General features: G+C 65.6%; 25 protein-coding genes and 3 other RNA genes. 17 read left to right on the forward strand and 11 right to left on the reverse strand.

The features are described from left to right. Nucleotides 1-214: 214 nt before the first annotated feature. Together pstS and ACCQ06_RS09380 are read right to left on the reverse strand one after the other, a co-directional pair. Nucleotides 215-1234: a phosphate ABC transporter substrate-binding protein PstS gene (gene pstS, locus ACCQ06_RS09375; protein ID WP_104614217.1), complete on the reverse strand. Its 1020-nt coding sequence runs from the start codon at nt 1232-1234 to the stop codon at nt 215-217. A gap of 197 nt (nt 1235-1431) precedes the next feature. Next, nucleotides 1432-2682, reverse strand: a complete 1251-nt coding sequence (locus ACCQ06_RS09380; protein WP_316691901.1) for an OprO/OprP family phosphate-selective porin — start codon at nt 2680-2682, stop codon at nt 1432-1434. Between the two features lie 337 nt (nt 2683-3019). Here ACCQ06_RS09380 and ACCQ06_RS09385 point away from each other — a divergent pair, with 337 nt between their 5' ends. From ACCQ06_RS09385 to ACCQ06_RS09395, 3 genes are all read left to right on the forward strand, one after another. Beyond that, nucleotides 3020-3340 (forward strand): hypothetical protein, encoded by a 321-nt coding sequence (locus ACCQ06_RS09385; protein WP_211287624.1) that lies wholly within the window; start codon nt 3020-3022, stop codon nt 3338-3340. Nucleotides 3341-3453: 113 nt separating this feature from the next. Then, on the forward strand, nt 3454-4134 hold the full coding sequence (locus ACCQ06_RS09390) for a carbonic anhydrase (RefSeq protein ID WP_005996719.1): 681 nt from the start codon (nt 3454-3456) through the stop codon (nt 4132-4134). 11 nt (nt 4135-4145) lie between these two features. Beyond that, nucleotides 4146-5705, forward strand: coding sequence for a SulP family inorganic anion transporter (locus tag ACCQ06_RS09395; protein WP_104613856.1), 1560 nt, complete (start codon nt 4146-4148; stop codon nt 5703-5705). Between the two features lie 239 nt (nt 5706-5944). Here the strand turns inward: ACCQ06_RS09395 and ACCQ06_RS09400 are convergent. From ACCQ06_RS09400 to ACCQ06_RS09415, 4 genes are all read right to left on the reverse strand, one after another. After that, nucleotides 5945-6020, reverse strand: a non-coding RNA gene (locus ACCQ06_RS09400) — sX9 sRNA. A gap of 76 nt (nt 6021-6096) precedes the next feature. Continuing rightward, on the reverse strand, nt 6097-6807 hold the full coding sequence (nth, locus tag ACCQ06_RS09405) for an endonuclease III (protein ID WP_316691909.1): 711 nt from the start codon (nt 6805-6807) through the stop codon (nt 6097-6099). Further along, a complete protein-coding gene (locus ACCQ06_RS09410) occupies nt 6804-7175 on the reverse strand; it encodes a hypothetical protein (RefSeq protein WP_316691911.1) in 372 nt (123 codons plus the stop codon). The genes nth and ACCQ06_RS09410 overlap by 4 nt, the downstream gene beginning before the upstream one ends. An 8-nt stretch (nt 7176-7183) precedes the next feature. Further along, nucleotides 7184-7966, reverse strand: a complete 783-nt coding sequence (locus ACCQ06_RS09415) for an enoyl-CoA hydratase/isomerase family protein (RefSeq protein WP_316691913.1) — start codon at nt 7964-7966, stop codon at nt 7184-7186. A 164-nt stretch (nt 7967-8130) separates the two neighbouring features. Between ACCQ06_RS09415 and ACCQ06_RS09420 the strand changes: the two genes are divergently transcribed. The 4 genes from ACCQ06_RS09420 to ACCQ06_RS09435 all read left to right on the forward strand — a co-directional run bounded on the left by ACCQ06_RS09420 (nt 8131) and on the right by ACCQ06_RS09435 (nt 11649). Beyond that, the gene (locus ACCQ06_RS09420) at nt 8131-8829 is read left to right on the forward strand and encodes an FKBP-type peptidyl-prolyl cis-trans isomerase (protein ID WP_104613852.1); all 699 of its coding nucleotides are present in this window, start codon (nt 8131-8133) and stop codon (nt 8827-8829) included. 115 nt (nt 8830-8944) lie between these two features. Beyond that, nucleotides 8945-9742, forward strand: a complete 798-nt coding sequence (locus ACCQ06_RS09425) for a CoA pyrophosphatase (RefSeq protein WP_316691916.1) — start codon at nt 8945-8947, stop codon at nt 9740-9742. Continuing rightward, nucleotides 9739-10611, forward strand: coding sequence for a sulfurtransferase (locus ACCQ06_RS09430; protein ID WP_316691918.1), 873 nt, complete (start codon nt 9739-9741; stop codon nt 10609-10611). The genes ACCQ06_RS09425 and ACCQ06_RS09430 overlap by 4 nt, the downstream gene beginning before the upstream one ends. 87 nt (nt 10612-10698) lie before the next feature. Next, complete coding sequence (locus tag ACCQ06_RS09435; RefSeq protein ID WP_104613849.1) at nt 10699-11649, forward strand: DUF1684 domain-containing protein; 951 nt, start codon at nt 10699-10701, stop codon at nt 11647-11649. A 46-nt stretch (nt 11650-11695) separates the two neighbouring features. Here the strand turns inward: ACCQ06_RS09435 and ACCQ06_RS09440 are convergent, their stop codons facing one another. Next, nucleotides 11696-12271 (reverse strand): N-acetylmuramoyl-L-alanine amidase, encoded by a 576-nt coding sequence (locus tag ACCQ06_RS09440; RefSeq protein WP_104613848.1) that lies wholly within the window; start codon nt 12269-12271, stop codon nt 11696-11698. A gap of 23 nt (nt 12272-12294) precedes the next feature. On the opposite strand from ACCQ06_RS09440, the gene ACCQ06_RS09445 reads away from it, so the two are divergent. From ACCQ06_RS09445 to ACCQ06_RS09490, 10 genes are all read left to right on the forward strand, one after another. Beyond that, nucleotides 12295-12786, forward strand: coding sequence for an MOSC domain-containing protein (locus ACCQ06_RS09445; protein WP_316691921.1), 492 nt, complete (start codon nt 12295-12297; stop codon nt 12784-12786). Further along, nucleotides 12783-13310 carry an alpha/beta fold hydrolase gene (locus tag ACCQ06_RS09450; RefSeq protein ID WP_104613846.1) on the forward strand — a complete coding sequence of 176 codons (528 nt, stop codon included), beginning with the start codon at nt 12783-12785 and terminating at the stop codon, nt 13308-13310. The genes ACCQ06_RS09445 and ACCQ06_RS09450 overlap by 4 nt, the downstream gene beginning before the upstream one ends. 44 nt (nt 13311-13354) lie before the next feature. Further along, on the forward strand, nt 13355-13861 hold the full coding sequence (locus tag ACCQ06_RS09455) for a GNAT family N-acetyltransferase (protein WP_228323505.1): 507 nt from the start codon (nt 13355-13357) through the stop codon (nt 13859-13861). A 164-nt stretch (nt 13862-14025) separates the two neighbouring features. Next, entirely contained in the window at nt 14026-14985 is a 960-nt protein-coding gene (locus ACCQ06_RS09460; RefSeq protein WP_316691927.1) for an SAM-dependent methyltransferase, read from the forward strand. A gap of 181 nt (nt 14986-15166) precedes the next feature. Continuing rightward, nucleotides 15167-15242, forward strand: a non-coding RNA gene (locus ACCQ06_RS09465) — sX9 sRNA. 256 nt (nt 15243-15498) lie between these two features. Then, nucleotides 15499-17112, forward strand: coding sequence for an ABC-F family ATP-binding cassette domain-containing protein (locus ACCQ06_RS09470; protein WP_316691929.1), 1614 nt, complete (start codon nt 15499-15501; stop codon nt 17110-17112). Nucleotides 17113-17278: 166 nt separating this feature from the next. Then, the gene (gene rlmKL / locus ACCQ06_RS09475) at nt 17279-19414 is read left to right on the forward strand and encodes a bifunctional 23S rRNA (guanine(2069)-N(7))-methyltransferase RlmK/23S rRNA (guanine(2445)-N(2))-methyltransferase RlmL (RefSeq protein WP_316691931.1); all 2136 of its coding nucleotides are present in this window, start codon (nt 17279-17281) and stop codon (nt 19412-19414) included. 159 nt (nt 19415-19573) lie between these two features. Continuing rightward, nucleotides 19574-20350, forward strand: coding sequence for an NAD kinase (locus ACCQ06_RS09480; protein ID WP_316691932.1), 777 nt, complete (start codon nt 19574-19576; stop codon nt 20348-20350). A gap of 167 nt (nt 20351-20517) precedes the next feature. Next, nucleotides 20518-21483 (forward strand): 5'-nucleotidase, encoded by a 966-nt coding sequence (locus tag ACCQ06_RS09485; protein WP_228323448.1) that lies wholly within the window; start codon nt 20518-20520, stop codon nt 21481-21483. After that, entirely contained in the window at nt 21480-22223 is a 744-nt protein-coding gene (locus ACCQ06_RS09490) for a spermine/spermidine synthase domain-containing protein (RefSeq protein ID WP_316691933.1), read from the forward strand. Before ACCQ06_RS09485 ends, ACCQ06_RS09490 begins: the two co-directional genes overlap by 4 nt. A 33-nt stretch (nt 22224-22256) precedes the next feature. Here the strand turns inward: ACCQ06_RS09490 and ACCQ06_RS09495 are convergent. From ACCQ06_RS09495 to sbcB, 4 genes are all read right to left on the reverse strand, one after another. After that, a non-coding RNA gene (locus ACCQ06_RS09495) (sX9 sRNA) lies at nt 22257-22333 on the reverse strand. Nucleotides 22334-22443: 110 nt separating this feature from the next. Beyond that, complete coding sequence (locus ACCQ06_RS09500; RefSeq protein ID WP_316691935.1) at nt 22444-23010, reverse strand: DUF2939 domain-containing protein; 567 nt, start codon at nt 23008-23010, stop codon at nt 22444-22446. Between the two features lie 121 nt (nt 23011-23131). After that, nucleotides 23132-23818 (reverse strand): DUF2461 domain-containing protein, encoded by a 687-nt coding sequence (locus ACCQ06_RS09505; protein WP_316691936.1) that lies wholly within the window; start codon nt 23816-23818, stop codon nt 23132-23134. Continuing rightward, nucleotides 23815-25260, reverse strand: coding sequence for an exodeoxyribonuclease I (gene sbcB, locus ACCQ06_RS09510; protein ID WP_316691937.1), 1446 nt, complete (start codon nt 25258-25260; stop codon nt 23815-23817). The genes ACCQ06_RS09505 and sbcB overlap by 4 nt, the downstream gene beginning before the upstream one ends. Nucleotides 25261-25473: the final 213 nt, after the last annotated feature.

The raw sequence follows: 25473 nt of genomic DNA on the forward strand, positions 1-25473 counted from the left end.
GGGCATCGCACCCCCCGGGATCCGCGTCCCGGTCCCGACGCCGGGGAGAGAGACGGCGTCGTTCCTGTCGTGCTGAGAGTGGCCAGTCAACGTGACACGCAGGTGTCAGCCGTGCCCGGTGGATGCACGCAAAGCCCGTGCTCGCGCGCAACCACCGTCTTCAACGGCCGCCGCGTGCACCTGGCGATGCACGCGGCGGCGTCACTGCACGCGGTTAGCGCGGCAGGTTCTTGGCCCAATAGCCTTCGATCTGCGTCACCAGGCTGTCCGGCAGCGGCACGTAGTCCAGTGCCTTGGCCTGCGCATCGCCCTTGCTGTAGACCCAGCGGAAGAACTCCAGCGTGTTCTTGAGGCCCGCGGCATTCTTCGGCTTCTTCTGCACCAGGATGAAGTTGGTGGCAGTGATCGGCCAGGCGTTATCGCCGGCGGCATTGGTCATGACCAGGTAGAAGTCCTTGCTATTGCCCCAGTCAGCGCTGTTGGCCGCCGCAGCAAAGGTTTCATCGGACGGCTGCACGAACTTGCCGGCAGCGTTCTTCATCGCGGTGTAGGCCATCTTGTTCTGCAGCGCGTACGACAGCTCGACGTAGCCGATGCCGCCCTTGATCTGCTTCACGTAGGCAGCCACGCCTTCGTTGCCCTTGCCGCCGATGCCGCTCGGCCACTGCACGGCGGTGCCTTCGCCCACCTTGCTCTTCCAGTCCGGGTTGACCTTGGACAGGTAGTTGGTGAAGTTGAAGCTGGTGCCCGAGCCATCGGAGCGATGCACCACGGTGATCTTGCCGTCGGGGAGCTTCACGCCCGGGTTGAGCGCGGCAATGGCCGGATCGTTCCAGGTGCTGACCTTGCCCAGGAAGATATCGCCCAGGGTCTTGCCGTCGAGCTTGAGCGCGCCCGGTGCGATACCGGCCACGTTGATCACCGGCACCACGCCGCCGATCACCGACGGAAACTGCGCCAGGCCGGCAGCGGCCAGTTCTTCCGGCTTCAACGGGGCGTCGGAGGAACCGAAGTCCACGCTGGCCGCCTTGATCTGGGCAATGCCGCCGCCCGAGCCGATCGATTGATAGTTGACCTGCTTCTTGGTGGCGGCGTTGTAGTCGGCCGACCACTTGGACATCACCGGGTAGATGAAGGACGCACCGGCGCCGGTGACATCGGCCGCCTGGGCGCACAGTGCCAGCGAAGCGGCGAGCACGCCGACGGCCAGACGGGTTTTGAAGGAGTGGGTCACGGAACAGCTCCAGAAGAGGGTGGGGATCACGACGTCCCGCGGTTGCGCCATTGCAGGGCAAGGGCATGACCGTGAGGTGTCGGAGAGATGACAGAAATAAAATGGCGTTATGCCAGCGCGCGCCGGAGTACGTTGACGCGAATCCTGCCACCGCGTGCGCTCAGGCGAGCGCACGCGGTGGACAGGGACGCAGACGCTTACCAATAGAACTGCGCACGTGCCTCGATGATCGACGGGTTGTCATCGACCAGGCCGCGCGTGGCGCTGCTGTAACGCGTGCTTTCCACCTTCGCGTAGTCCAGCGCGAACTTGAAGTTGGAGCGCCAGTACCAGTTGGCGCCGATGGTCCACACGTTCATCTTGCCGCCCAGCACGCCGTCCACGAACGGAGTGTTGCCATTGGCGATCAGGTGACCATCGTTGAGGTCAAGGGTGTCGTAGCGCACGGCCAACTGCCACAGGCCCGATGCCGGTTCGTTCGGCAGCGGGGTGGTCGGCACGCCGGCCTTGTAGCCCCAGGTTTCGCCAGTGATGTTCCACACGCCGCTGACGTACCAACCGTCGCTCTTGTAATCCTGCGCGTTGTTGCCGATGCGCTTGGCGCTCTCCTGGAAATATTCGCTCTGCAGCTTGAACGGCCCGGTGACCCACATCGCTTCGGCACCGGCCACGCCCACGCGATCCACATTGGTGATGGCGCCGCTGTCGATCAGACGGATGGTGGTGAGGTCGGCGTCCGGACGTGCGCGCAGGCGCAGGGTGTCGTCATCGGTGTCGTAACCCAGGTAGCTCAGGCCGAAGTGCAGCACGTTGCCGCTTTCGTTGATCGGGGCCCAGGTGCCGCGCGCACCGTAGCCACTGCCATGGGCCTGGTTACGGGTCAGCTCGCGGCCGAATGCACTGGCAGTCACGCTCCAGTTGTTGTCGCCCATGCCGTACGCCACGCCCAGCCGGCGCGAGATGCCGTAGGTATTGGTCACCGACGCCTTGGATACGAAATCGTTGTTCTTGGTGCTGGACAGTTCTTCCAGGCTGTTGGGCTGCTTGAACTGACCGATCTGCAGGTAGTTATTGGCGTTGCCGCCGAACTTGTACTTGACGTTGTTGTCCAGAAAACGGCCGGTGCTGCGGATGGTGGTGCCGCGGATGGTCACTTCCTTCAGCACGCTCGGGTCGTACCCGGCCACCCATTCGACGTTGCCCGGGCCTTTGCCCTTGAGCACCAGCTCGGCGCGACGGATGCTGAATTCGGAATTGTCGCCATTGGCACCGATCGGACCATTGAGGTCCTGCACATCGTTGTGGAACCAGTTGCCGTCGGCCTGGACCAGGCCTTCCAGCGAGACCTCCGAGCCACCAATGACATCAATGGCGATTTCGGCATGCGCGGCGGGTGCGGCCAGTGCCAGCAATAGGGCCGAACCAAGCAGGGTGGGAGCGAGTTTCATAGATGCCTTGCGACCTGAGAAAGTGGGCGCAGGCTATGGTGTGAAAGTTGCGTTAATGTGACAAAACCACAGAAACGTCATAAATGATTTTTGCCAACAAAGACAAGAGTTTACGCGTGTTTAGACTGTGTCATCGCGTGTCAAATACCTGAACGACGCTGCTCTGTGACAATGCTGCACGTCACTCTGAATTGGCGGCTGTCGAGGCTGCCTGGCGTAGCGACCTGAACCGCAACCATTGCCCACTGAACATATGTGTCAGGTTGTGCAACGCACCACTTGCGCTTGCAGCTTCTAAATTGTTAGTTTCGAGGCCATGTTTCCTCGATTCCTCCAATTGCTGTTGGTCTGCCTGCTCGCGCTCACCGCGTGGTCGGCAGCCAACGCACACACGCGCATCTACGATGCGTTGGTGGGCGGCGGCGTGGCGGTGATGGTGGATGCTGGCGAAGAACGCGACGCAGCAGAAGATCCGCAGGACGAAGGCGATACGCAAAGCCAAGTCGATACCCACCCTGCGGACGATATCCCCTTGCTCTCCCAAGCATGGCCGATGCTGGCGCGGTATTCCCCTTCTTGGCACGCGCATCATGCGCCGGCAAATCAAAAACGCGACCTGATCCCGCAACTGCGTCCTCCAAACGCATTGCTTGGCTGATCCCCGCTGTCGCTGTACCCGGTGCGCTGCGCCGGATTTCCGATTGATTTGTTTGTCTTTGCAATTCGCGGTTTGCGCCGCGGGTCGCCATCCGTTGCCTAGAGGAATCTCCCATGGAAAGTTTGCTAGAAGGTTTTCGCCATTTCCGTAAGGAAGTGTATCCGCGCCAGAGTGCGCGCTTTCAGGAACTGGCCGGCGGCCAGAGCCCGCATACCTTGTTCATCACCTGCGCCGACTCGCGCGTCATGCCGGAGCTGATCTTCTCCGCGCAGCCCGGCGAATTGTTCGTCTACCGCAATATCGGCAATGTCGTCCCGCCTTACTCCCAGCACGTCAGTGGCGTGGTGGCGGCAATCGAGTACGCCATCGCCGTGCTCGGCGTACGTCACATCGTGATCTGCGGCCACACCGACTGCGGCGCCATGAAGGCCGTGCTCAAGCCGGAATCGCTGGAAGATGTTCCGTCCGTGGCGGCGTGGCTCAAGCACACCGATGCGGCGCGTCACGTCACCGCGCATCACGGCCACGATCCGGCCAGCCAGGACGCATTGAGCTGCATGACCGAAGAGAATGTGGTCTCGCAGCTCGATCACCTGCGGACCCAGCCGGTGGTTGCAGCCCGTCTGGCGGCGGGCACCTTGCGCATTCATGGCTGGATCTACGATATCGCCCACGGGGAGATCCGCGCCTTCGATGCCGAGAAGGGTGGCTTCCGCCCATTGCTGGCCGAAAGCACCCCCGAAGCCACTCCGCGCCCACGACTGCAGCAAGTCGTCCGCGCTGAACTCGCCTGACGGAGTCGACCATGAACACATCAGGTATCGGCGGATATTTCCGTCAGGGACTGTTTGGGCGTGATTTGTTGTCGTCTGTGGTGGTCTTTCTTGTCGCGCTACCGTTGTGCATGGGTATCGCGATCGCTTCCGGAATGCCACCGGCCGCAGGTCTGATCACCGGCATCATCGGTGGTCTGGTCGTTGGCTTCCTGGCGGGCTCTCCTTTGCAGGTGAGCGGTCCGGCCGCCGGCCTGGCTGTGTTGGTGTTCGAACTGGTGCGTGAGCACGGCGCTGCCGCGCTTGGTCCGGTGATTCTGGTGGCCGGTGCGATTCAGTTGGTGGCCGGTCTGTGCCGGGCCGGTGTGTGGTTCCGCATGACATCGCCGGCCGTGGTGGCCGGTATGTTGTCGGGCATCGGCATCCTGATTGTGGCATCGCAGGCGCATGTGCTGATGGACGCCGCACCCAAGGCGCGTGGTCTGGAGAACTTCGCCGCATTGCCTGCCGTGTTGTGGCAGGCGATCAGCGAAGGTACCGGCCGCACGGCATTGTTCGTGGGTCTGGCGACGATCGGCATCATCCTGGCCTGGGACAAGCTGCGTCCGCAGCGTCTGCGCTTTTTGCCGGGTGCGTTGATCGCAGTGGTGGTGGTGACCGCGACCGTGCAGTTACAGGGATTGAACGTCAACAAGGTCGATGTACCGACCAACCTGTTCTCCGCGGTGTCCATCCCGAGCTTCTCCGACATCTTTGGTGTGTTCAACCACACCTTGCTGGTGTCGGCGGTGACCTTTGCCTTCATCGCCAGTGCCGAAACGTTGCTCTCGGCAGCGGCGGTGGACCGCATGCATCAGGGTGCACGGACGCAGTACGACCGTGAGCTGGCGGCGCAGGGCGTGGGCAATATGCTGTGCGGCTTCCTGGGTGCGTTGCCGATGACCGGCGTGATCGTGCGCAGTGCGGCCAATGTGCAGGCCGGTGCGGCCACGCGTGCGTCGACCATCCTGCACGGCAGTTGGTTGCTGGTGTTCGCAATGCTGCTGCCGTGGTTGTTGCGGATGACGCCGGTGGCGTGTCTGGCCGGCATACTGGTCTATACCGGCGTGAAGATGATCAAGATCGGGCAGGTCAAGGAGTTGGCGACCTATGGTCGTGGAACTGCGGCCATCTACCTGGCGACCACCTTCGCGATCGTGGCGACCGACCTGTTGACCGGCGTGCTGATCGGCTTCGGCCTGTCGCTGTTCCGCCTGGCGTTGCATTCCTCGCGTCTGAAGGTCGAAGTGCGCGAGCACGCCGACAAGAAGGACGAGATGCATCTGACCCTGCAGGGTTCGGCAACGTTCCTGAAGGTGCCGGCAATGGCGCGGACGTTGGAAAGCGTGCCGCCGAACACCGCGCTGCATCTGGACGTGGCCAAGCTGCATCACGTCGACCATGCCTGCATCGAATTGCTGCGCGATTGGAGCCGGAATGCGGCCTCGCGCGGATGCGAGTTGGTGGTGGACTGGAAGGAACTGGAGCGACGCGTCGAAGGGCGAGCGGCCGCAGAAAGCGTGCCGGTACCGGAACCGCGCAAAGCGGCGTAATCAGTGATAAACGCCGGGCGTTCGCGCCGGGTGACATCTGTCGTGACCGGATGATGCATGGCGCCGAAAGACGCATCATCCGGTCACGATTTTTTTGGGCCGGGAGTGGGAGTTCGGGATTGGGGATTCGCGACGGCTTGTATTTGCGTTGGCTGGACGTGATGCCTACCGCGCACCTGCTTGTGCCCGACCGCGTATGTAATAGCTAGAGAGTGTCAGCCATGTCGCCGCATTGGAGCGGCTGACAAACGTAGTGAGCAGTCTGCAGTTGGAGGTGGGCGGCGCGCTCGGAACCGGAAGGGACGCGTGGTACCGCCGCACCGAGCACCGGTAGCTCCCGCGCCGGGCGGGCGGTGAGCGCAGTCGTGTCGTTAGCTGTTCTTGGATCAGGTCAGCGCTTCGAAGCTGGCGGCCGTTCGGCTGGCGCCGCGGTCTTGTCGCGGTAGCGGCACAGGTCATGGATCACGCAGCCCGGGCAATCGGGTTTGCGTGCCTTGCACACGTAGCGGCCATGCAGAATCAGCCAGTGATGTGCGTCGTTCAAAAATTCTGCAGGGATGACCTTGACCAGCTTGTCTTCGACCGCGCGCACGTCCTTGCCCGGTGCAAGGCCGGTGCGGTTGGCGACGCGAAAGATATGCGTATCCACGGCCATCGTCGGTTCGCCGAATGCGGTGTTGAGCACCACGTTGGCCGTCTTGCGGCCGACGCCGGGCAAGGCTTCCAGCGCTGCGCGATCGTGCGGCACCTCGCCGCCGTATTGCTCGAGCAGGATGCGGCAGGTGGCGATGACGTTCTTGGCCTTGGCATTGAACAGGCCGATGGTGGCGATGTAGCGCTTCACCCCTTCTTCGCCAAGATCGAGAATGTCGCGCGGTGTATTGGCGACCGGATACAACTTGCGGGTGGCCTTGTTGACGCCCACATCGGTGGCCTGCGCCGACAGCAATACCGCGATCAACAACTCGAACGGCGTGGTGTATTCCAGTTCGGTGGTCGGGTGTGGATTGAGTTCGCGCAGACGCTCGAACATTTCCTGTATTTCGGGCTTGCGCATTGTGCTGCCGCGGCGTGCCGGCGGTGCAGGGCGTGCAGCGTTCATGGCCGCGTCCCTCCCGCTGCCTTGGCTTTGGCGCGCGCCAGGATCGCCGCGGCCAACGGTGGCAACGCCGCCGCTGCCGGCTGGCTGGGCACCGGTGCGGGTGCACGCCGTGCGTCGCGCTCGGCAGCGCGGCGTTGCAGCCGTGCGGCACGTGCGCGATAGCGTTCGCGCGCCGCCCATGCAGTACGCAGGCGCTGTTGTGCGGCGAGCAGGGCCGCCACGACCGTTACATCCGCTGCATCGAGGTGCGGATCTGGCTGGTAGTCCATCAGGCCGAGTTGCAGTGCGCGATCAAGATCGTCCGCCTGCACGCAGTCGAACAAGCGCATGGCCAGTGCGCGCGGTGCCGGTAGGTGGTCGTGCGGCATCAGGGTGCTCAGCGGTTGTGGAACTGTGCGGGGCGCTTGTCGAGAAACGCGCGGGTGCCTTCGCGCATGTCCTCGCTGGCGAACAACAGCGCAAATTGCGCGGTTTCCAGCTGCAGGCCTTCTTCGATGCCGCATTCGCCGCCGAACACCACCGCGTCCAGAATGCCGCGCAATGCCAGCGGTGCGGCGCTCGCCAGGCGTTGGGCCAGGGTCTGGGTTTCTTCCTGCAAGGCGTCGGGCTCGACCACGCGATTGACCAGGCCCAGTTGCAGTGCGCGCGCTGCATCGATCGGCATGCCGAGCAGGCACAGTTCCAGTGCCGCGGCACGGCCGGTCAGGCGCAACAGGCGCTGGGTGCCGCCGAAGCCGGGAATCAGGCCGAGATTGATTTCCGGCTGCCCCAGCCGTGCGGTGGATGCGGCGATGCGCAGATGGCAGGCCATTGCCAGCTCCAGCCCGCCGCCGAGCGCAAATCCGTTGATCATGCCGATCACCGGTTTGGGCATGCGTTCGATCCGGCGCATCAAACGCTGCCCGACCAGCGAAAATTCCCGGCCATCCATCGCCGATAACGCGCTCATTTCGGCGATGTCGGCGCCGGCCACGAAGGATTTGGGCCCGGCACCGGTGAGGACCACCACGCGCACGTCGTCGGCGTTTTCCGCGTCCAGGAACGCCTGGTCCAGCGCCAGCATGGTGTCGCGGTTCAATGCGTTCAGTTTGTCCGGCCGATTGACCGTAATGGTCCGGACACTGGCGTGATCGGCGATCAGAATGACGTCATTGGACATGGCACACCCTTGCGAACGTAAAAAAATAGTAAATACGGAACTTCCGAAAGCCTTGCTGGTCATAGCTTTCGTGATAAGTAGCGGTTCGGTATCGCGGCCGCTATCCTAGCGCGTCATCTCAGGCGGCAGACCCGTCCTGTGCCACCACCCTGGAGAATTGTTTGATGAAGTTGCGTTCTATCGCGGTCGCTGTGGCGGCCCTGGCCCTGACGGGCAATGCACTGGCCCAGGACACGACGTCCGAAAAGGGCAAGTTGAGCTATTACTTCGGTTACGACTACGGCAATAACCTTGCCGAGCTCACCGGTCGCGGCGAGCAGCTCGACATCAACGCGGTGGTAAAGGGTCTGCAGGACGCCTATGCCAAGAAGCAGCCGGCGATCACCGCCGACCAGCTCAAGCCGGCGGTCGAAGCGTTCCAGAAGCGTGAGCAGGGCCGTGCCCAGCAGGCCAAGGCCGAGTACGACAAGGCCGCTGCTGCCAACAAGACCAAGAGCGAAGCGTTCCTGGCCAAGAACAAGGGCACTGCTGGCGTGCAGACCCTGCCGAGCGGCGTGCAGTACCGCGTGATCGAAGCGGGCAAGGGCGCCAAGCCGACCCAGGCCAGCACCGTGCAGCTGGAAGTGGCCGGCCCGTTCCCCTTCGGCGATCGCGAGAAGGCGCGTCCGGCGCAGCAGATCCCGGCCATCAAGGTCAGCGAAGTCGAAATGAAGGCCATGCGCGAGACCCTGCTGCAGATGCCGGCCGGCTCCAAGTGGGAAGTGACGTTGCCGTCGGATCAGGCCTATGGCGCCGACCCGCGTACGCCGTTCCCGCCGAACGTCGCGGTGCAGTTCGAAATCAAGCTGGTCAGCGTCAAGTAATTCTTGTGCTGTTGCACTGACAACGCCGGCCACCAGGCCGGCGTTGTCGTTTTGGCGTCCCAATCTTGCTGAAGAGACCGATGAAACACCCACGCCGCGGCTGCGGAAACGCGCGATGAGCGACACCGATTCCAATCGCGGGGATCTGCCCAGCCCGTGTATCGGTGTATGTTCATTGGACGCGCAGTCGCACTGTGTCGGCTGCTTGCGCAGCCTGGATGAAATTGCACGCTGGATGAGCATGAGTGACGCCGAACGCCAGGAGTTGTTGCACACAGTGTTGCCTGCACGTGGGCTCATGGCAGCGCTGCCGGAGTATGCGCAGTTGCGCCGGGCGCTGTATCCGCTGGACACCGCACCCGACGGCCCAGGCTGGAACCATGCCGAAATGATCGACCTGAGCGAAGGTGGCGCGTCCGCCGAAGCGGCGGTGCTGTGCGGCCTGGTGCCGCGCGAGCAGGGCACCATGGTGCTGCTGACCCGGCGCACCGACAGCCTGCGCCACCATGCCGGGCAGGTCAGCTTCCCGGGCGGGCGGATGGAGCCCTCCGATGCCGATGCGGCAGCGGCGGCATTGCGCGAGAGCTGCGAGGAGATCGCGCTGGGTGCGCCGCAGGTGCACGCGTTGGGATATCTGGATCCGTTCCTGACCGTGAGCGGGTTTCGGGTGACGCCGGTGGTGGCGGTGATCGATCCCGCGTTCGTGGCCGTGCCGCAACCGGAGGAAGTGGCCGAGATCTTCGAAGTGCCGCTGGCCTATCTGATGGACCCGGACAATCTGCGCAGCGTGGAGCTGGAATTCCGCGGCCGTGCGCGTCGCGTGCTGGAATACGCCTGGCCGGGACAGCGCATCTGGGGCGCCACCGCGGCCATTCTTCTCAATCTTCGTCGTCGCCTGGAGCAGGTTGCATGAGTGCCGATCCGAACTGGACCACGCTGGTCGATAGCGCCGCCCTGGCCGCGGCATTGCCGCACCCACAGCTGCGGCTGCTGGATGCGCGCGCCGCGCCGCCGACCGCCCCCGATCCACAGGCGGCGCGCAAGGCATATGCGCAAGGGCATCTGCCCGGCGCGCATCACGTCGATCTCGATCATGACCTGGCCGACCTGTCGCGTGTCGATCAAGGGCGGCACCCATTGCCGCGCAGCGCCGACTTCGCCAGGCGCCTGGGCGCGTGGGGCATCGATCCGCACAGCCAGGTGGTGGTCTACGACGCGGGCGATGGCAGCATGGCCGCGGCACGCGCGTGGTGGATGCTACGGCTGATGGGGCATCGCCGCGTGGCGGTGCTCGATGGCGGGCTGGCCGCATGGCGTGCCGCCGGCCTGGCCGAGACCACCGAGCCGCCGGCAGTGCGCGATGGCGCCGCGTATCCCGGCAGTTTCGATGCCGATGCCGTGGTGGATGCCGAACAGATCCTGGCGCGGCTGGGGCAGGCTCCGGGTTGGCTGCTGGATGCGCGCGCCAGCGAGCGGTTTCGCGGTGAGGTGGAGCCGATCGACCCGGTTGCCGGGCATGTGCCGGGCGCGGTGAGTCGCCCGCTGGGCCTGAGCCTCCGCGATGGCCGCTTCAAACCGGCCGATGAATTGCGTGCCGAGCTGTCTGCATTGCTGGGCGCTTACACGCCCGAGCAGGCCGTGGTGATGTGCGGATCGGGCGTGACCGCCTGCCATCTGCTGTTGGCGTTGGAAGTGGCTGGCTTGTCAGGTGCGCGCGTGTATGCCGGTTCCTGGAGCGGCTGGCTGCAGGATCCGGCACGTCCGGTCGCGACCGCTTCCTGATCAGGCACAATACCGGCAGGAAGGGTGGTCTGTGGGGACGCAGGCTCGCTGCGCGGAGCGCAGTTTCTTGCAGTGGTGGGTGGATGCATGCGGTTGCAGTTGCAGAAGGGCGCCTTGTGCGTCGCAGTGATGGCGATGGCTGCGTGTTCGGCAAGCTCTGGTGACGCTGGCGATGTGCGTGTCTCCAAGCGTTCGACGACCGATAAGCAGCAGGTGTACCGGCTTGCATTGGAACGAGCGCGCGCGCAGCGTCTGGCACAGGTGCGTGCGCCCGATGGCTGGCTGAGCTACACCGGCTCCGGTCGCGTGCGTGCAGGTCAGTACCAGGTGGGCAGCGATTCGCACAACGATCTCGTCTTGCCTGCCGGCCCAGCACAGCTGGGCCAATTGAGCCTGGATGGGCAGGGTCATGTGCGCTTCAAGGCGGCAGCCGGCGCGTCGGTGAGGTTGAACGGGCAGCCTGTGGATGACGTCAGTCTGGAGCCTGAGCGGGCGGACCAGCGTGGCGACCGGCTCGATGTGGGCAACCGGCAGTTCTATCTGGTGCAGACCGGTACGTTGTTTGGCTGGCGTTTTCGCGACCCGGCAGCGCCGGCATTGACTGCATTTCAGGGCTTTGAGTATTTTCCGATCGACCCGCAGTGGCGGGTCGATGCGCGCTGGCAGCCGTATGCCACGCCACGGTCGGTGACCTTGCTGACATCCATCGGCACGCCACTGACGGCGGAGGTTCCAGGCGAGGCGGTGTTTATCCGCGATGGTCGGGAATACCATCTGCAGCCGCTCGCGCAGGACGATGGCAGCGGCCTGTTTTTTCTGTTTACCGATCGCACCAGCGGCAAGGAAAGTTATGGCGGCGCGCGCTATCTGTTCACGGAGATGCCGCGCGATGGCCGCGTGCTGCTCGATTTCAATCTGGCCGAAAATCCGCCCTGCGCGTTCACCCCGCATGTGGTCTGCCCGATCGCGCCGCCGGAAAATCGGCTGACGGTAGCGGTGAATGCAGGCGAAAAAACCTATCGCGCCATGGATCCTTGATCGCTCTGGTTTTGCGTGCGTTGCCTGCCGCGTAACCGGCGCGCGCTCAACGCAATGCGTGCGCCCAGCCGACCGCCGCTTCGATACGGGGCCATGGAAACAACGGGCCGGGGTCGAGCTTGCGCTGGATCTTGCGTGCCGGATCGTCGCTCGCCGCTTCCTGGGTGGTGTCCAGCTCCTGATGGCCGGCGATGCGGCGCACCGATGGCAGCTGCTGCTGCAGCCACTGCAGCAAGGTCACCAGCGCGGCGATCTGCACGTCCGGATACGCCTCGCGCATCGCCTGATGGCGCGAATCGAGCCAGTGCGGATAGCGGCCGCTGTTGACCAGTTCGATGCCCAAGGTATGCGGGTTGTGGCCGCGCACGTGATGCGCGACGCGATCCAGCGCCACGTACTGCTGGATGCTGCCGTTGCGATCGATGTAGTAATGCCCGCTGTTGCCGGTGCCGCTGTCGTAGAGCACGCGCTCGCCGTAGTCGCGTGCCATCGCCATATCCGGCAGTTCGGTGCAGTGGATGACCACCATGTCGATCTGCTCGAGCCGGCGGCGTGCCAGTCGCGATTCGTAAGGCAACGGCGCGTAGGTGATCGGCGGCGACGGCAGGACTGCATCGGACATGAAGCGAATGCTAGCATTGCCCGATGGCTTTGAATCCCGACAGCCCGCTGGGCAAATTGATGGCGACGCTGCCGCAGACCGGTCAGGTGACCTGGATCGGCGTGCGTCCTGCGCGTGATGTGGAGATGCTGGAGGTGGACGCCGCACAGGCCACCACCGGCATCGGGCTGGTGGGCGATCGTTACAAGGGCGGCAGCGGCAAGCGGGGGATCACCTTGATCCAGGCCGAGCATCTGCCGGTGATCGCGGCGTTGGCAGGGCATGCGACGATCGCGCCGGCCACGCTGCGACGCAATCTGGTGGTGTCGGGCATTCCGCTGATCGCGTTGAAAGGGCGACGCTTCCGCATCGGCGATGTCGAGCTGGAAGGCACCGACCCGTGCGACCCCTGTTCGCGCATGGAAGATGCGCTGGGCGCGGGCGGCTACAACGCGATGCGGGGACACGGTGGCTTGTGCGCGCGCGTGCTGCGCGGCGGTGTGCTGCGTATTGGCGATACGGTGCAGGCGCTATGAGCCGCGGCCATTGCATTCTGGCGCACGGGTTCGAGAGCGGCCCTGCGGCGCGCAAGGTCAGCGCATTGGCCGAGGTTGCCGACCGCCTGGGCTGGACCCACGAACGCCCGGATTTCACCGATCTGGATGCGCTGCGCGATGTCAGCCCGCTCGGTGACGTACGCGGACGCCTGCAGCGATTGCTGCAGATCGCACGCGACGCCGCGGACAAGGGGCCGCTGGTGCTGGTCGGTTCCAGTCTGGGCGCCTATATCGCCGCGCAGGTATCGCTGCAGGTGCCGACGCGTGGGCTGTTTTTGATGGTGCCGCCGACCACGATGGGCCCGCTGCCGGCGCTGGATGCTGCGCAGGTACCGATCTCGGTGGTGCATGCCTGGCGCGATGCGCTGATTCCCGCCGCAGATGTCATCGCCTGGGCGCAGGCGCGTCGGGCGCGGCTGTTGCTGGTCGACGATGAGCACGATCTTGCCGCGCATGTGGACACGGCAGCGAACGCGTTCGCCGAGCTGTTGCAGCGCCTGTGATGCACGAGGCCGACGACATGCCACCGGTGCAGCCCGAGCCGCCGATGGCGGTGCTGATCCGCGAGGCCAGCGACGGCGACGCGGCAGCCATCGAGATATTGACCATGGTGGCGTTCATGCGCGCCGAGCACAGCCGTCATGACGAACAGCATGTGATCGCCGCGCTGCGTGGTGACGATGCGCTGGCATTGTCATTGGTCGCCGACCACGAGGGGTATGTGGTCGGCCATCTGGCAGTGTCGCCGGTGAGCTTGTCCGACGGCTCGTCCGGCTGGTTCGCGCTGGGGCCGCTGGCGGTGGGCCCGGGCCACCAACGTCAGGGCCTGGGCAGCCGTCTGGTGCACGCAGCCCTGGCGACCTTGCGCGAGCGCGGCGCGGCGGGATGCGTTGCCTTTGGCGAACCCGGTTTTTTCCGGCGGTTTGGGTTCGCCGTCGAGCCGGGCCTGAGCATGCCCGACGCACCGGTATCGGAATTGCAGGCGTTGGCGTTCGGCGACCGGCTGTTGCCGCTGGCCGATGTGGCCTATCACCCGGCTTTCGGTCTGGGCTGAGTCGCGCGCTGCGCTGCACACGCGTGACCGGATGCAGTCGCGATGCTGCGCGCACGCGGCGCCCGTTCGCTCACCGGCACCCTGCATCGCGCTTCCGGCCGCAGCGTATTGCCGCGTTCGTCACCATGGTCGGCACCAGCGATCGACGCTTGCCGAGGTGAAAGATGCAACACGACGAGTCACCGATGCCGCCAAACGCGGCGCATGCGCGCCTGATTTCGCATGCGGGCGACGCCTTGCACGATGATGCGACCCTGCTCGCGTCGATCAGGTCGCGACTGCGGCAGGACACCGGCCGTTCTGCTGCCGAAGTGGAGCGTCTGCTGCAACTGGTCGATGCGCTGTGGGAGATGGAGCTCGGGCGATTCCTGCTACGCAATCGCGGGCTCAATGCGGAATGGACGCATCGGCTGGTGAGCTATGAGGCGGGGACCCTGCCGCCGGATACCACACCGGCACTGGAGTACGAAATTTTCGAGAAGACGCCGGCCGTGCTCGCAACCCGCGAGCGGTTCGGCATTTTCCGTGCGCAATTGCAGGCCTTGTTGCGGCCCGGCATGACGCTCGCGTCGGTGCCATGCGGATGGATGGGCGATGTGTTGAGTCTGGATTACCGGCAGTGCCCGGATGTGCGCTTGATCGGGATCGATCTGGACCCGCAAGCGCTGGACGGCGCGCTGCAGCTGGCGCGTCGCTACGGGCTGGAGCAGCAGCTGTCGCTGCGTTTGGAAGATGCCTGGGCGCAGGGCGATGCAGAGAGTGTGGACGTGGTGACCAGCAACGGCCTCAATCTCTACGAGCCGGATGATGCGCGTGTGGTCGCGCTCTATCGCGCGTTCTTCAACAGGCTGCGGCCGGGCGGCACGCTGGTGGCGAGTTTCCTGACGCCTCCGCCCAGCCTGTGCGCGCAATCCCCGTGGAAACTGGCGCTGATGGACCAGGCATCGCTGGTGCTGCAGAGCCAGGTCTTTATCGATGTCGTCCAGGCGCGCTGGGCATCGTTTCGCACCCATGCGCAGACGCGCACGCAGCTGGAAAGTGCCGGCTTTGCAAGCGTGCGCTTCATCGACGATCGCGCCAGCATCTTTCCCACTGTGATTGCGCAAAAGCCGATGCATGCCTGAGGGGAGCGACCAGGCACCGACTCTCTCGCGGCATGGCGTGTCGGTACGTTGCAGTGGAGTGTCCGCTGCGTTGGCGCGCGATTGCGGATGCCGATAACGCCAGGCGCGCGCGTCGGCTAAGAGCAGCTCACAAAACGAATGTGCTCACTACCAGACGGGCGCGGCCGGTGCTCTGTGCGGCATGTATCACGCGTACACTCCGGTTTCTGCGCGCCCCCCGCACCGACCTGACGACTGGTCGCTACGTGGTGTGAGCCGCCCTAAGCGGCAGGGCGGACTGCAAGCGTGCAGGCATGCGTTTTTCCTGCGGATATTTCGCTGTTGTTGAGCGGATTGTTCGGCCCAGTGATGTCCAGGGGTTTCGGTGCAGCCGCAGACCGGCCTACACTTGTGCTGCACCCACTGTTCGAGGATTGGTCCAATGCGCCATTGATGCCGCCGTCGCGATGACGGCCATACCCGTTGCCGTTCCGTCTGGAACGCGACGTGTCCTGGCATGCAATGGAGTCACTGATGACCTGTCCGTCGTTGACGCTGGAAAGCGTCGCGTTCGTGCTGCCCGATGGCAGCACGCTGTTTTCCGATCTGACCTTGCACATCGATCAGCGCCGCACCGGCCTGGTCGGGCGCAATGGCGTGGGCAAGAGCGTGCTCGGCCGTCTGCTGGCCGGCCAGCTGGCCCCCAGCAGCGGCCGCTGCGTACGCCGTGGCAGCGTGCATTACCTGCCGCAGCGCGTGAGCGCGACACCGGGCCAGCGCATCGCCGATCTGGCCGGGGTTGCGCCGTTGCTGGACGCGCTGGACCGGATCGCCGCCGGGAGCGTGGCGCCTGCCGATTTCGAGCGGGTGGGCGAGCGCTGGAATGCCCACGCCGAGTTCGCTGCAGCGCTCAAGCAGCAAGGGCTGGGTGGCCGCGATCCGCAGGCCCCCGCCGCGCATCTGAGTGGCGGCGAAGCCATGCGGGTGGCGCTTGCCGGCGCCTGGCTGACGCAACCGGACCTGCTGATCCTGGATGAGCCCAGCAACCATCTGGACGGCCCGCAGCGACAGCGGCTGCTGGCGCAGTTGCAGGGGTGGAATGGCGGGTTGCTGATCATCAGCCATGACCGGGTGTTGCTGGACGGCATGCAGCGCATCCTGGCGCTGTCCGCGCACGGGGTACGCAGTTATGGCGGCAACTACACCCACTACGCGCAGCAACACGCACGCGAGCAGCAGGCGGCCGGCGAGCTGCTTGCGCAGCGCAAACAGGCGCGTGCGCACGGCGAACAGGCATTGCGCGAGCAGCACATGCGCCAGCAGCAACGCCAGGCGCGTGGCGCGCGCGCGGCGGCGCAGGCCAATCAGGCGCCGATCCTGCTCGGGGGCCAGCGGCAGCGCAGCGAGGTCAGTGCCGGCCGGCTGCAGCAGCATCGACAGGCCGAACAGGCGCGCTTGTCCGAGGCGGTAACCCGGGCCGCAGCCCAGCTGGAGGCCCCACCGGCCATTGCGTTGCTGGCACCAGCGACGGCGGCAGGCGCGTCGCAACGCCTGGCGACCCTGCAGCAGGTGCAGTTGGCGGATGGGCGGCTGGGTGGGCGGCGTGTGGATCTGCTGCTGCACGGCCAGCCCCGCATCGGGCTGGTTGGCCCGAACGGCAGCGGTAAATCCTCGCTGCTGCAGCTGTTGGGCGGACGCCTGGCGGCACAGGCCGGCCAGTGCGAGGTACATGTGCCGGTGGCCTATCTGGATCAGGATCTGGCCATGCTCGACCCGGCGCGCTCGGCCGCTGCGCAGCTGTGCGATGCCGACCCCGCCGCGGCCGAGCACGCCCAGCGGCTGCGCCTGGCCTTGCTGGGGCTGGACCGGCAGCGCGCCGACCTGCCCACCGGCCAGCTCAGCGGCGGCCAGCGGCTCAAGGCAGCGCTGGCCTGCGCGCTGTATCGGGCTCAGCCGGCGCAGCTGCTGTTGCTGGACGAACCCACCAATCACCTGGATCTGGCCTCTGTCGAGGCGATCGAGACGCTGCTGCGCAGTTGCACCGGCGCGCTGCTGGTGGCCTCGCACGATGCCGCCTTCCTGGACCGGTTGGGCCTGCAGCAGCGGTTGGACACCGGGCAGGCGCAGTGGCGGCTGGCGCCCTGGTGAACCGTGCGCCCGGCGGTGCGGACGGCGGGGGTGGTAATGCCGGCCCCGATGGTCGACCATTTGCGGCCCATCCACGGCGACCACGGCACTGCCCACCCGGGCGCCGGCCCGCTGTCCTGCTCCCACGCTCGCCGCCGCGCCAGCGTCTTTATCGATACCTGCCTACGTGAAATTCTTCGCATCCTGTGCCAAGGGCCTGGAATACCTGCTTGCCGACGAGCTGCTCGCGCTCGGTGCCGGCAAGGCCACCGCCACCATCTCCGGCGTGAATGTCGAGGGTGAACCGCGCGACGCGCTGCGCGCCGTCATGTGGTCGCGCCTGGCCAGCCGGGTGCTGTGGCCGCTCACCGAGTTCGATTGCCCGGACGAGGACGCGCTGTATGCCGGTGTGTCCGAGCTGCCGTGGGACGAGCACCTGTCGGTGGGACACACCTTGTCGGTGGACGCGCACGTCTCCGGCACCGCGATCACCCACGCGCGCTATGCCGCACAGCGCATCAAGGATGCGGTGGTCGACACCATGCGCCGTCAGGGACTGGAACGCCCGTCGGTGGATGTTGAAAGCCCCGACCTGCGGTTGAACCTGTCGCTGCGCAAGGGCCGCGCCACCATCTCGATCGACCTGGGCGGCGGCCCGTTGCACCGGCGCGGTTGGCGCATGGCGCAGAACGAAGCGCCGCTGAAGGAAAACCTGGCTGCTGCCGTCCTGCTGCGCGCCGGCTGGCCGCGCGCATATGCCGACGGCGGCGGCTTGCTGGACCCGATGTGCGGCAGCGGCACGCTGTTGATCGAAGGCGCCTTGATGGCCGCCGACGTCGCGCCTGGTCTGCAGCGCTACGGCAGCGACGTGCCCAGCCGTTGGCGCGGGTTCGACCGTGCGGTCTGGCAGCAGCTGGTCGATGAAGCACGCGAACGCGACAGCGCAGGCCGTGCCGCGCTGAAGCAGGTGATCCATGGCAGCGACATGGACCCGCATGCGATCCGCGCCGCCAAGGAGAACGCGCAGGTGGCCGGTGTGGCCGAGGCGATCTGGTTCGGCGTGCGCGAGGTCGGCGACCTGCAGACCCCGCCGCAGGCCACCGGCGTGGTGGTCTGCAATCCGCCTTACGACGAGCGTCTGGCCGCCGATGCGGCCTTGTATCGCAAGCTTGGCGACACCTTGCAGCGCGTGGTACCGCAGTGGCGCGCGAGCCTGCTGTGCGGCAATGCCGAGCTGGCCTACGCCACTGGCTTGCGCGCGGGCAAGAAGTACCAGTTGTTCAATGGCGCGATCGAGTGCGCGTTGATCGTCTGCGACCCGATCGCGGTGCCGCGGCGCACCCCGTTGGCAGCGCCCACCGCGCTCAGCGAAGGCGCGCAGATGGTGGCCAACCGCCTGCGCAAGAACCTGCAGAAATTCAAGAAGTGGCGCGCCCGCGAAGGCATCGAGTGCTTCCGCGTCTACGATGCCGACCTGCCGGAATATTCCGCTGCCATCGACGTGTATCAGCAAGCCGATGGCGACCGACGCAGCTTCCTGCATGTGCAGGAATACGCAGCGCCGGCGACCATTCCCGAGGCGGATGTGCGCCGGCGTCTGGGCGAGTTGTTGGCGGCTGCGCGCGAGGTGTTCGAGGTGCCGGCCGAGCGCGTTGCACTGAAGTCGCGCGAGCGTGGCAAGGGCGGCAGCAAGTACGGCCGCTTCGAGCAGCGCAACGAAATCGTCAACGTGCGCGAGCATGGCGCGTTGTTGCGGGTCAACCTGTTCGATTACCTCGATACCGGCCTGTTCCTGGATCACCGCCCGTTGCGCGGCACCATGGCGCAGCAGTCCAAGGGGCGGCGCTTCCTCAACCTGTTCTGCTACACCGGCGTGGCCAGCGTGCAGGCGGCGGTGGCTGGCGCCAGCGCCACGACCAGCGTGGATCTATCCGGCACCTATCTGCAGTGGTGCGCCGACAACCTGGCCTTGAACGGCCAGGCCGGCAGCAAGCACAAGCTGGTGCAGGCCGATGCGCTGGCCTGGCTGGAAGCCGAGCGCGCGCACTTCGACGTGATCTTCTGCGATCCGCCGACCTTCTCCAACTCCGCGCGCGCAGAGGATTTCGATATCCAGCGCGAGCATGTGCGTTTGCTGCGCGCGGCGGTGGCGCGTCTGGCGCCGGGCGGCGTGCTGTATTTCTCCAACAACTTCCGCCGTTTCAAGCTGGATGAAGAAGCGGTGGCCGAGTTCGCGCAGTGCGAGGAAATCAGCCCACGCACCATCGACCCGGATTTCGAACGCCATGCACGCATCCATCGCGCCTGGCGGTTGACGGCCTGAGCCGAGGCAGGCCGATGTGGCGGTGTGCCGCGTGGCGACCGCTGCGTGCGTCGCGGTGGCCACTGCGCAGCGGCGGCCGTGCGTGCGAGGGCAGGGCGCGCCGCCAACAAGCCCACCACAGCGCTGCGGTATGCTGATTCGCATGCTTTGGAGTCAACGATGACCACATCACCCCGCATTGCCTTTCTGGCCAGTCACACCGAGTCCGCCGTGAACGCGCGGGCGCGTCTGGTGCAGCGCTACGGCGATCATCCGCTGGAGACCGCCGAGATCGTCTGCGCCCTGGGTGGGGACGGCTTCATGCTGCAGACCCTGCATCGCCACGGTGCCGCCGACAAGCCGGTGTTCGGCATGAAGCTGGGTTCGGTCGGGTTTTTGATGAACCAGTACCGCGACGACGAAGACGACCTGCTGGTGCGTTTGCAACGTGCGGAACCTGCGCATTTGCGGCCGCTGGAAATGCTGGTGCAGACCGAATCCGGCACCAGTGCCGGCTCGCTGGCGTACAACGAAGTCTCGCTGTTGCGGCAGACCCGCCAGGCCGCGCATCTGAGCGTGGATCTCAACGGCCAGACCCGCATCGCCGAACTGATCGGCGACGGCGTGATGGTCGCCACGCCGGCCGGCAGCACCGCTTACAACTATTCGGCGCACGGGCCGATTCTGCCGCTGGGCTCGCACACGCTGGCACTGACGCCGATTGCGCCGTATCGCCCGCGCCGCTGGCGTGGCGCCATCCTCAAGGCCGATACCGAAGTGCGCTTTCGTGTGCTCGACCCGTACAAGCGCCCGGTCAGCGTCACCGCCGACTCGCACGAAATCCGCGACGTGGTGGAAGTCACCATCCGCGAATCCACCGAGCGCCGCGTCACGTTGCTGTTCGATCCGGAACACAATCTGGAAGAGCGCATCTTCAGCGAACAGTTTGCGGTGTGAGGCGCGGGGATTGGGCATTCGGGATTTGCACCGGCAAGGGCAGCGCACGTGCGCTTTAGACGTGTCCTTACACGCTACGATGCTGCACGGATGCCCGATGCAATTCCGCTCTCCCGTGCCTGCTTCTACCGATTCCCGATTCCCCACTCCTCATTCCCGGCACCCAAATGGCTGACAACTCACCCAGGTTATTGACCGTCGCGGTGACCTCCCGCGCGCTGTTCGATCTTGAAGAAGGCCATGCGCTGTTCGAGGCGGACGGGGTGGAGGCTTACTCGGCGTTTCAGCGTGAGCACGAAGACGACATCCTGCAGCCGGGCGTCGCGTTTCCGGTGGTTCGCAAGCTGTTGGCGCTCAACCACGATGTGCCCGAAGAAACCCCGCGCGTGGAGGTGATTCTGCTGTCGCGCAATTCTGCCGATACCGGGTTGCGCATCTTCAATTCGATCCAGCACTACAACCTTGGCATCGTGCGCGCGACTTTCACGTCTGGGCAGCCGACCTGGCCGTACGTAAAACCGTTCGGTACCGATCTGTTCCTGTCGGCCAATCCGGAATCGGTACGGCGTGCGCTCACTCACGGCATTGCCGCGGCCACCATCATGCCGCGCGCGCCGGGCGAGCGTGCCGAAGCGGCCGCAGCGATCGTGGACAACGATGAGAGCCGTCTGCCCACGCAGCTGCGCATCGCCTTCGACGGGGACGCGGTGATCTTTGGCGACGAGAGCGAACGCATCTCGCGCGAGCAAGGTGTGGAGGCGTTCGGGCGCCATGAGCGCGAGCGCGCACGCGAACCGCTGTCGGTTGGGCCGTTCCGCAATTTCCTGTCGGCGTTGCATGCGCTGCAGGCGGCGTTCCCGCCGGGCGAAGCGTCGCCGATCCGCACGGCGCTGGTCACCGCACGTTCGGCGCCTGCGCATGAGCGGGTGATCCGGACCTTGCGCGAGTGGGGCGTGCGCCTGGACGAAGCGCTGTTTCTCGGCGGCCGGCACAAGGGGCCGTTTCTGGAAGCGTTTGGCGCAGATATCTTCTTCGACGACTCGCAGCACAACATCGACAGCGCACGCCAGCACCAGCATGTGGCGGCCGGCCACGTGCCGCACGGCGTGGCCAACGATCCGCCGAGCCGATGAGCGAGTCGCCGCAGTCGTCAGCGCGTGCTGGGCTACTGCGGACCTGGCGCACGCTGGAACTGACCTTCACCGACGACACGGTGCAGACCCGCATGTCGCGCTGGGCGCCGCATCGGCTGATGCTGCCGTATACGCGCAGCATGCTGGCTGCGCTGTGGCTGCAACCGCGCCCGGAGTGCATCGGGCTGATCGGCGTGGGTGGCGGTGCGCAGGTGAAGTTCTGTCATCGCTACCTGCGCAGCGCGCGTCTGGAAGCGGTGGAAGCCGACCCGCAGGTGCTGGCGTTGCGCGATGCATTCGCAATTCCGCGCGACGACGCGCGGCTGGAGATCACGCTGGGGGATGGCGCCGACTGGATCGGCAACCGCGCCGGACGCTACGACCTGTTATTGCTGGATGCCTACGACGCCCATGGCATTCCACCGGCCTTGTGCACGCCTCGGTTCTACGCCGATTGTCGCGCGGCCTTGCGCGAGGGCGGGGTGTTGGCGCTGAATCTCTTTCAGGTGCCGATGGCCGAGCATCTGGCGCAGCTGCGCGAGCTGTTCGATGGGTTGGTGCTGCTGCTGCCCGAACCGGATCTGCGCAACCAGGTGGTGTTCGCCTGGAACGGCCGACGCACACCGGGGACGCCGGACGCCGCGCTGGCCGGGTTGGCATGGTCGGCACGCCGGCAATTGCGGCCGTCGATGCTGCGTTTGCAGGCGGCGTGGCAGGAACGGGCCTGGCGGTTTTCCTGAGGCGTCGCTTGTCCTGCAGATCCGGCCAACAGCGGCTAACAAAACGTCGCGAGCAGTCGTCAGTTGGGCGTGGACGGCGTGCGCAGAAACGGAGTGCACGCGTGGGACATGCCGATGTCGCGCACCGGCCGCGTCCGCCTGCGGCGACGCAGGCGTTTAATTGGCAGCGTCAGGGATGCGCACGTGTGCATCGCCGCATCTGGGCTTTCACGCTACGCGATTACGGCGTTTGCTCGCTCGGTGCGGTCGACAAGGGCAGCTGGATATCGGTCAGTCGCCAGCGCAGGCCCTGGCGGGTCAGCACGAAGGTCACCGGCGCACCGTTGGCGGTCTGCGTGGTGGCGGTGAAGCGGCGGGTGGATTCGAAGCGCTGCGTGGCGCCTTGCAGCGGGCGCGCCGGTGCCGGTGCCGCGTAGGTATCGGCGCTGACGGTGTCGCCGATGACGCGGTTCCACACGCTGTGGCCTTGCAGCAGGGCACCGATGCCCAGCGGGGTGACCAAGGTATCCACGCCGGCGCCGCTAATGCCGCTGGCCAGTTGCAGCGCGAAGCCGCCGAGCAGGCTCGATTGCATGCTGCTGCCGGCCCGACGGACCAGATAATCGTCCAGTTGCGCCTTGAGATTGACGCGCAGGCTGGGGAAATCCACGTAGCTTTCCAGCTGCGCGGCATCGCGATCGGCAACGGCCTGACTGATGCCGCGGATGGCCAGATACGGCCCCGCCACCACATAACTCGCCAGCAGCACCACGGCCAGCAGCGGCACGATCCACCAGCGCTTTTTCATCGTTCGCACTCCGTTGCCATGCGCGGTGAGGGGAGGGTGTTCGACTGCATCCAGACGCTAGCACCAGGCCGCCGATGGCGCCGCAACGCCGTGGCGCGATATACCTGCGCCGTAGCTCGCCTCAAAATTCCAGGTCCAGGGCGGCGCATAGATAATCCACAAACGGCGCCAGCGTCACCAGGTCTGCCTCGATGGTCTGGCGCAGGCGCGGCCCGGTCATGATGGCGTCGTCCAGATGACGCAGGTACGCCCAATTGCGGTGCTTAAGATCGTCGATGAACTCGAAATCGGTGGGAAACCCGCGCGGTGCGCGTACCAGTTTTTCGCTGTCGTCCAGGGCGAACTTGCGCCGCAATTTGGGCTCGTATGCGGCCGTCTTCCAGCTGCCCGGGTTTTCGAAGATGAACTGCCGCAGCTTGCGTTGGGTGTCCGGCTCCGGGTGCCACAGGCCTGCACCGACAAAGCTCTCGCCCGGTTGCAGATGGATGTAGAACGACGGTGCCGGCACCTGCCGGCGGCGCTCATGGAACAGGCGCGCGCCCTGCCAGTTTTTGTAGGGCGATTTGTCGTTGGAAAAGCGCGCATCGCGATAGATGCGAAACAGCGAGCCGCCCTGGGTCTTGGGGTCGGCGCGATAGTGTTCGCTGACCTCGGCAAGCGCCGGCTGCAGATCGGTGATGAGCTGCAGAAACGGCTGGCGCACGTGCGCCTCGTACTGGTGGCGATGATCGGCGAACCAGGTCTTGTCGTTGTGGCGGGCCAGGGCGCGCAGGAACTTGAAGCTGGCGTCTGAAAAATAGGTGGTCATAGCGTGCGTTTGAGGTCCGAACCCCAGGCGGCGAGCTGGTCGAGCAGGGCTTGCTTGGTAGCATCGTCGGGGTGAGCGAGCCGTAAATCCGCAATCTGCGCGTTGTACTGGTCCAGGGTGACTTCGCCCAACCCATGGTCTTCGAGCAGGCGCTTGCGGCGGTACTGGTTCCAGCGTTCCTGATCGTCGAATGACAGCGTCTGTGGCCAGTTGCGTGCGCGATAGCGAAACAGCAGCTCGATCAGGCGTGGGTCGCGAAACCGTGTTTCCAGCGCGCCCAGTTCGTCCGGCGCGCTGGCGCGCACCTGGGCAAGCAGGCGCTTGTCGCCTTCGGCCAGAAAGCCGTCGTAGAGCGAGGCATCGGCATCGTTGACGGCCGGCGCCGCGGCACGTTCGTTGCCGTAGACCTGGCGCACCTTCTCTGCCAGCTGCGGGCCCAGTTCGCGCAGCCGTGCAGCCTTGGCAAGCACCGCATCGGGGTCCACGCCCAGGCGCTGGAAATCCGGCGCGCGCAGATGCTGCCAGGCCACCAGCGCCGGCGACTTGTTCAGATGTACTTCCTTGAGCGGGATGCGCTGCTCACCGTCGGGTAGATCGGCGGCGCGGATATACAGCCGGTCGGCGATCTCATCGGGGCTTAGCCGCAACAACACCTCCGGGTCGCCGTCCAGATCGAACACGATCACGCGGCTGTCGATGCGCGGATGCCGCGTCAGCGGCAGCACGGCGGCGGCGCACATGCGCGAGGCCGGGTAGCGCTGCGAAATGTGCAGCACCGGTTCCATCGCGATCACATCGAGCAAGCTGGCAGCAAAGCGCTTGTCGCGCAGGCGTAACGCGTACTCCCACAACTTGGGTTGATGCTGCTGAAACTTGCGCGCCATGCCGATGGTGGCGTACACGTCGGACAAGGCCTCATGCGCATCGCCTTCGCGCACTGCGTTGGCATCGGCCAGATGTTCGAGCTTGAACGAGGTGGCGCCGTCTTCGCGCTGCGGCCAGGTGATGCCGTCCGGGCGCAATGCGTGTACCAGCCGCAGCACATCGAGCAGATCCCAGCGCGAATTGCCGCCGCGCCACTCGCGCTCGTAGGGATCGTAGAAATTGCGGAACAGCCCGCAGCGCACGAACTCGTCGTCGAAGCGGATCGAGTTGTAGCCCAGCGTGCAGGTCTGCGGGCGACTCATCTGCTCGGCGATGCGCGCAAACGCTTCGGCTTCGGTCACGCCTTCGCGCAGCGCGTGCTGCGGGGTGATGCCGGTGACCATGGTGGCGTACGGCGAGGGCAGCAGGTCGTCGGCCGGTTGCACGAAGAAACTGATCGGCTCGTCGATCACGCGCAGTTGCGCGTCGGTGCGCACGGCGGCGAACTGCGCGATGCGGGTGCGGCGCGGGTCCTGGCCGAAGGTTTCCAGGTCGTAGAAGAGAAAGCTGTCAGGCATGCGGGTGCGAGATCCAGATCCGCGGCGCACGGCGTATGCGCCGCCAGTGGCCGCTAGTATCTCTCATCGCAGCGCCGGCGCGCTGAGGCGCAGCTGTGCGCTGGGGCAGGCGCTTGCTGTTCGGGGGCTGCATTTGGCGTGTGTTGCGAGCGCGGCGTGAGCGTCTGCGCACAGGGCGCAAACCTGAGCATGATCTTGAGGCAGCTAACACCA

Source organism: Xanthomonas sp. NCPPB 4467 (genome assembly GCF_041475665.2).
In the GTDB taxonomy this organism is placed as follows: domain Bacteria; phylum Pseudomonadota; class Gammaproteobacteria; order Xanthomonadales; family Xanthomonadaceae; genus Xanthomonas; species Xanthomonas dyei.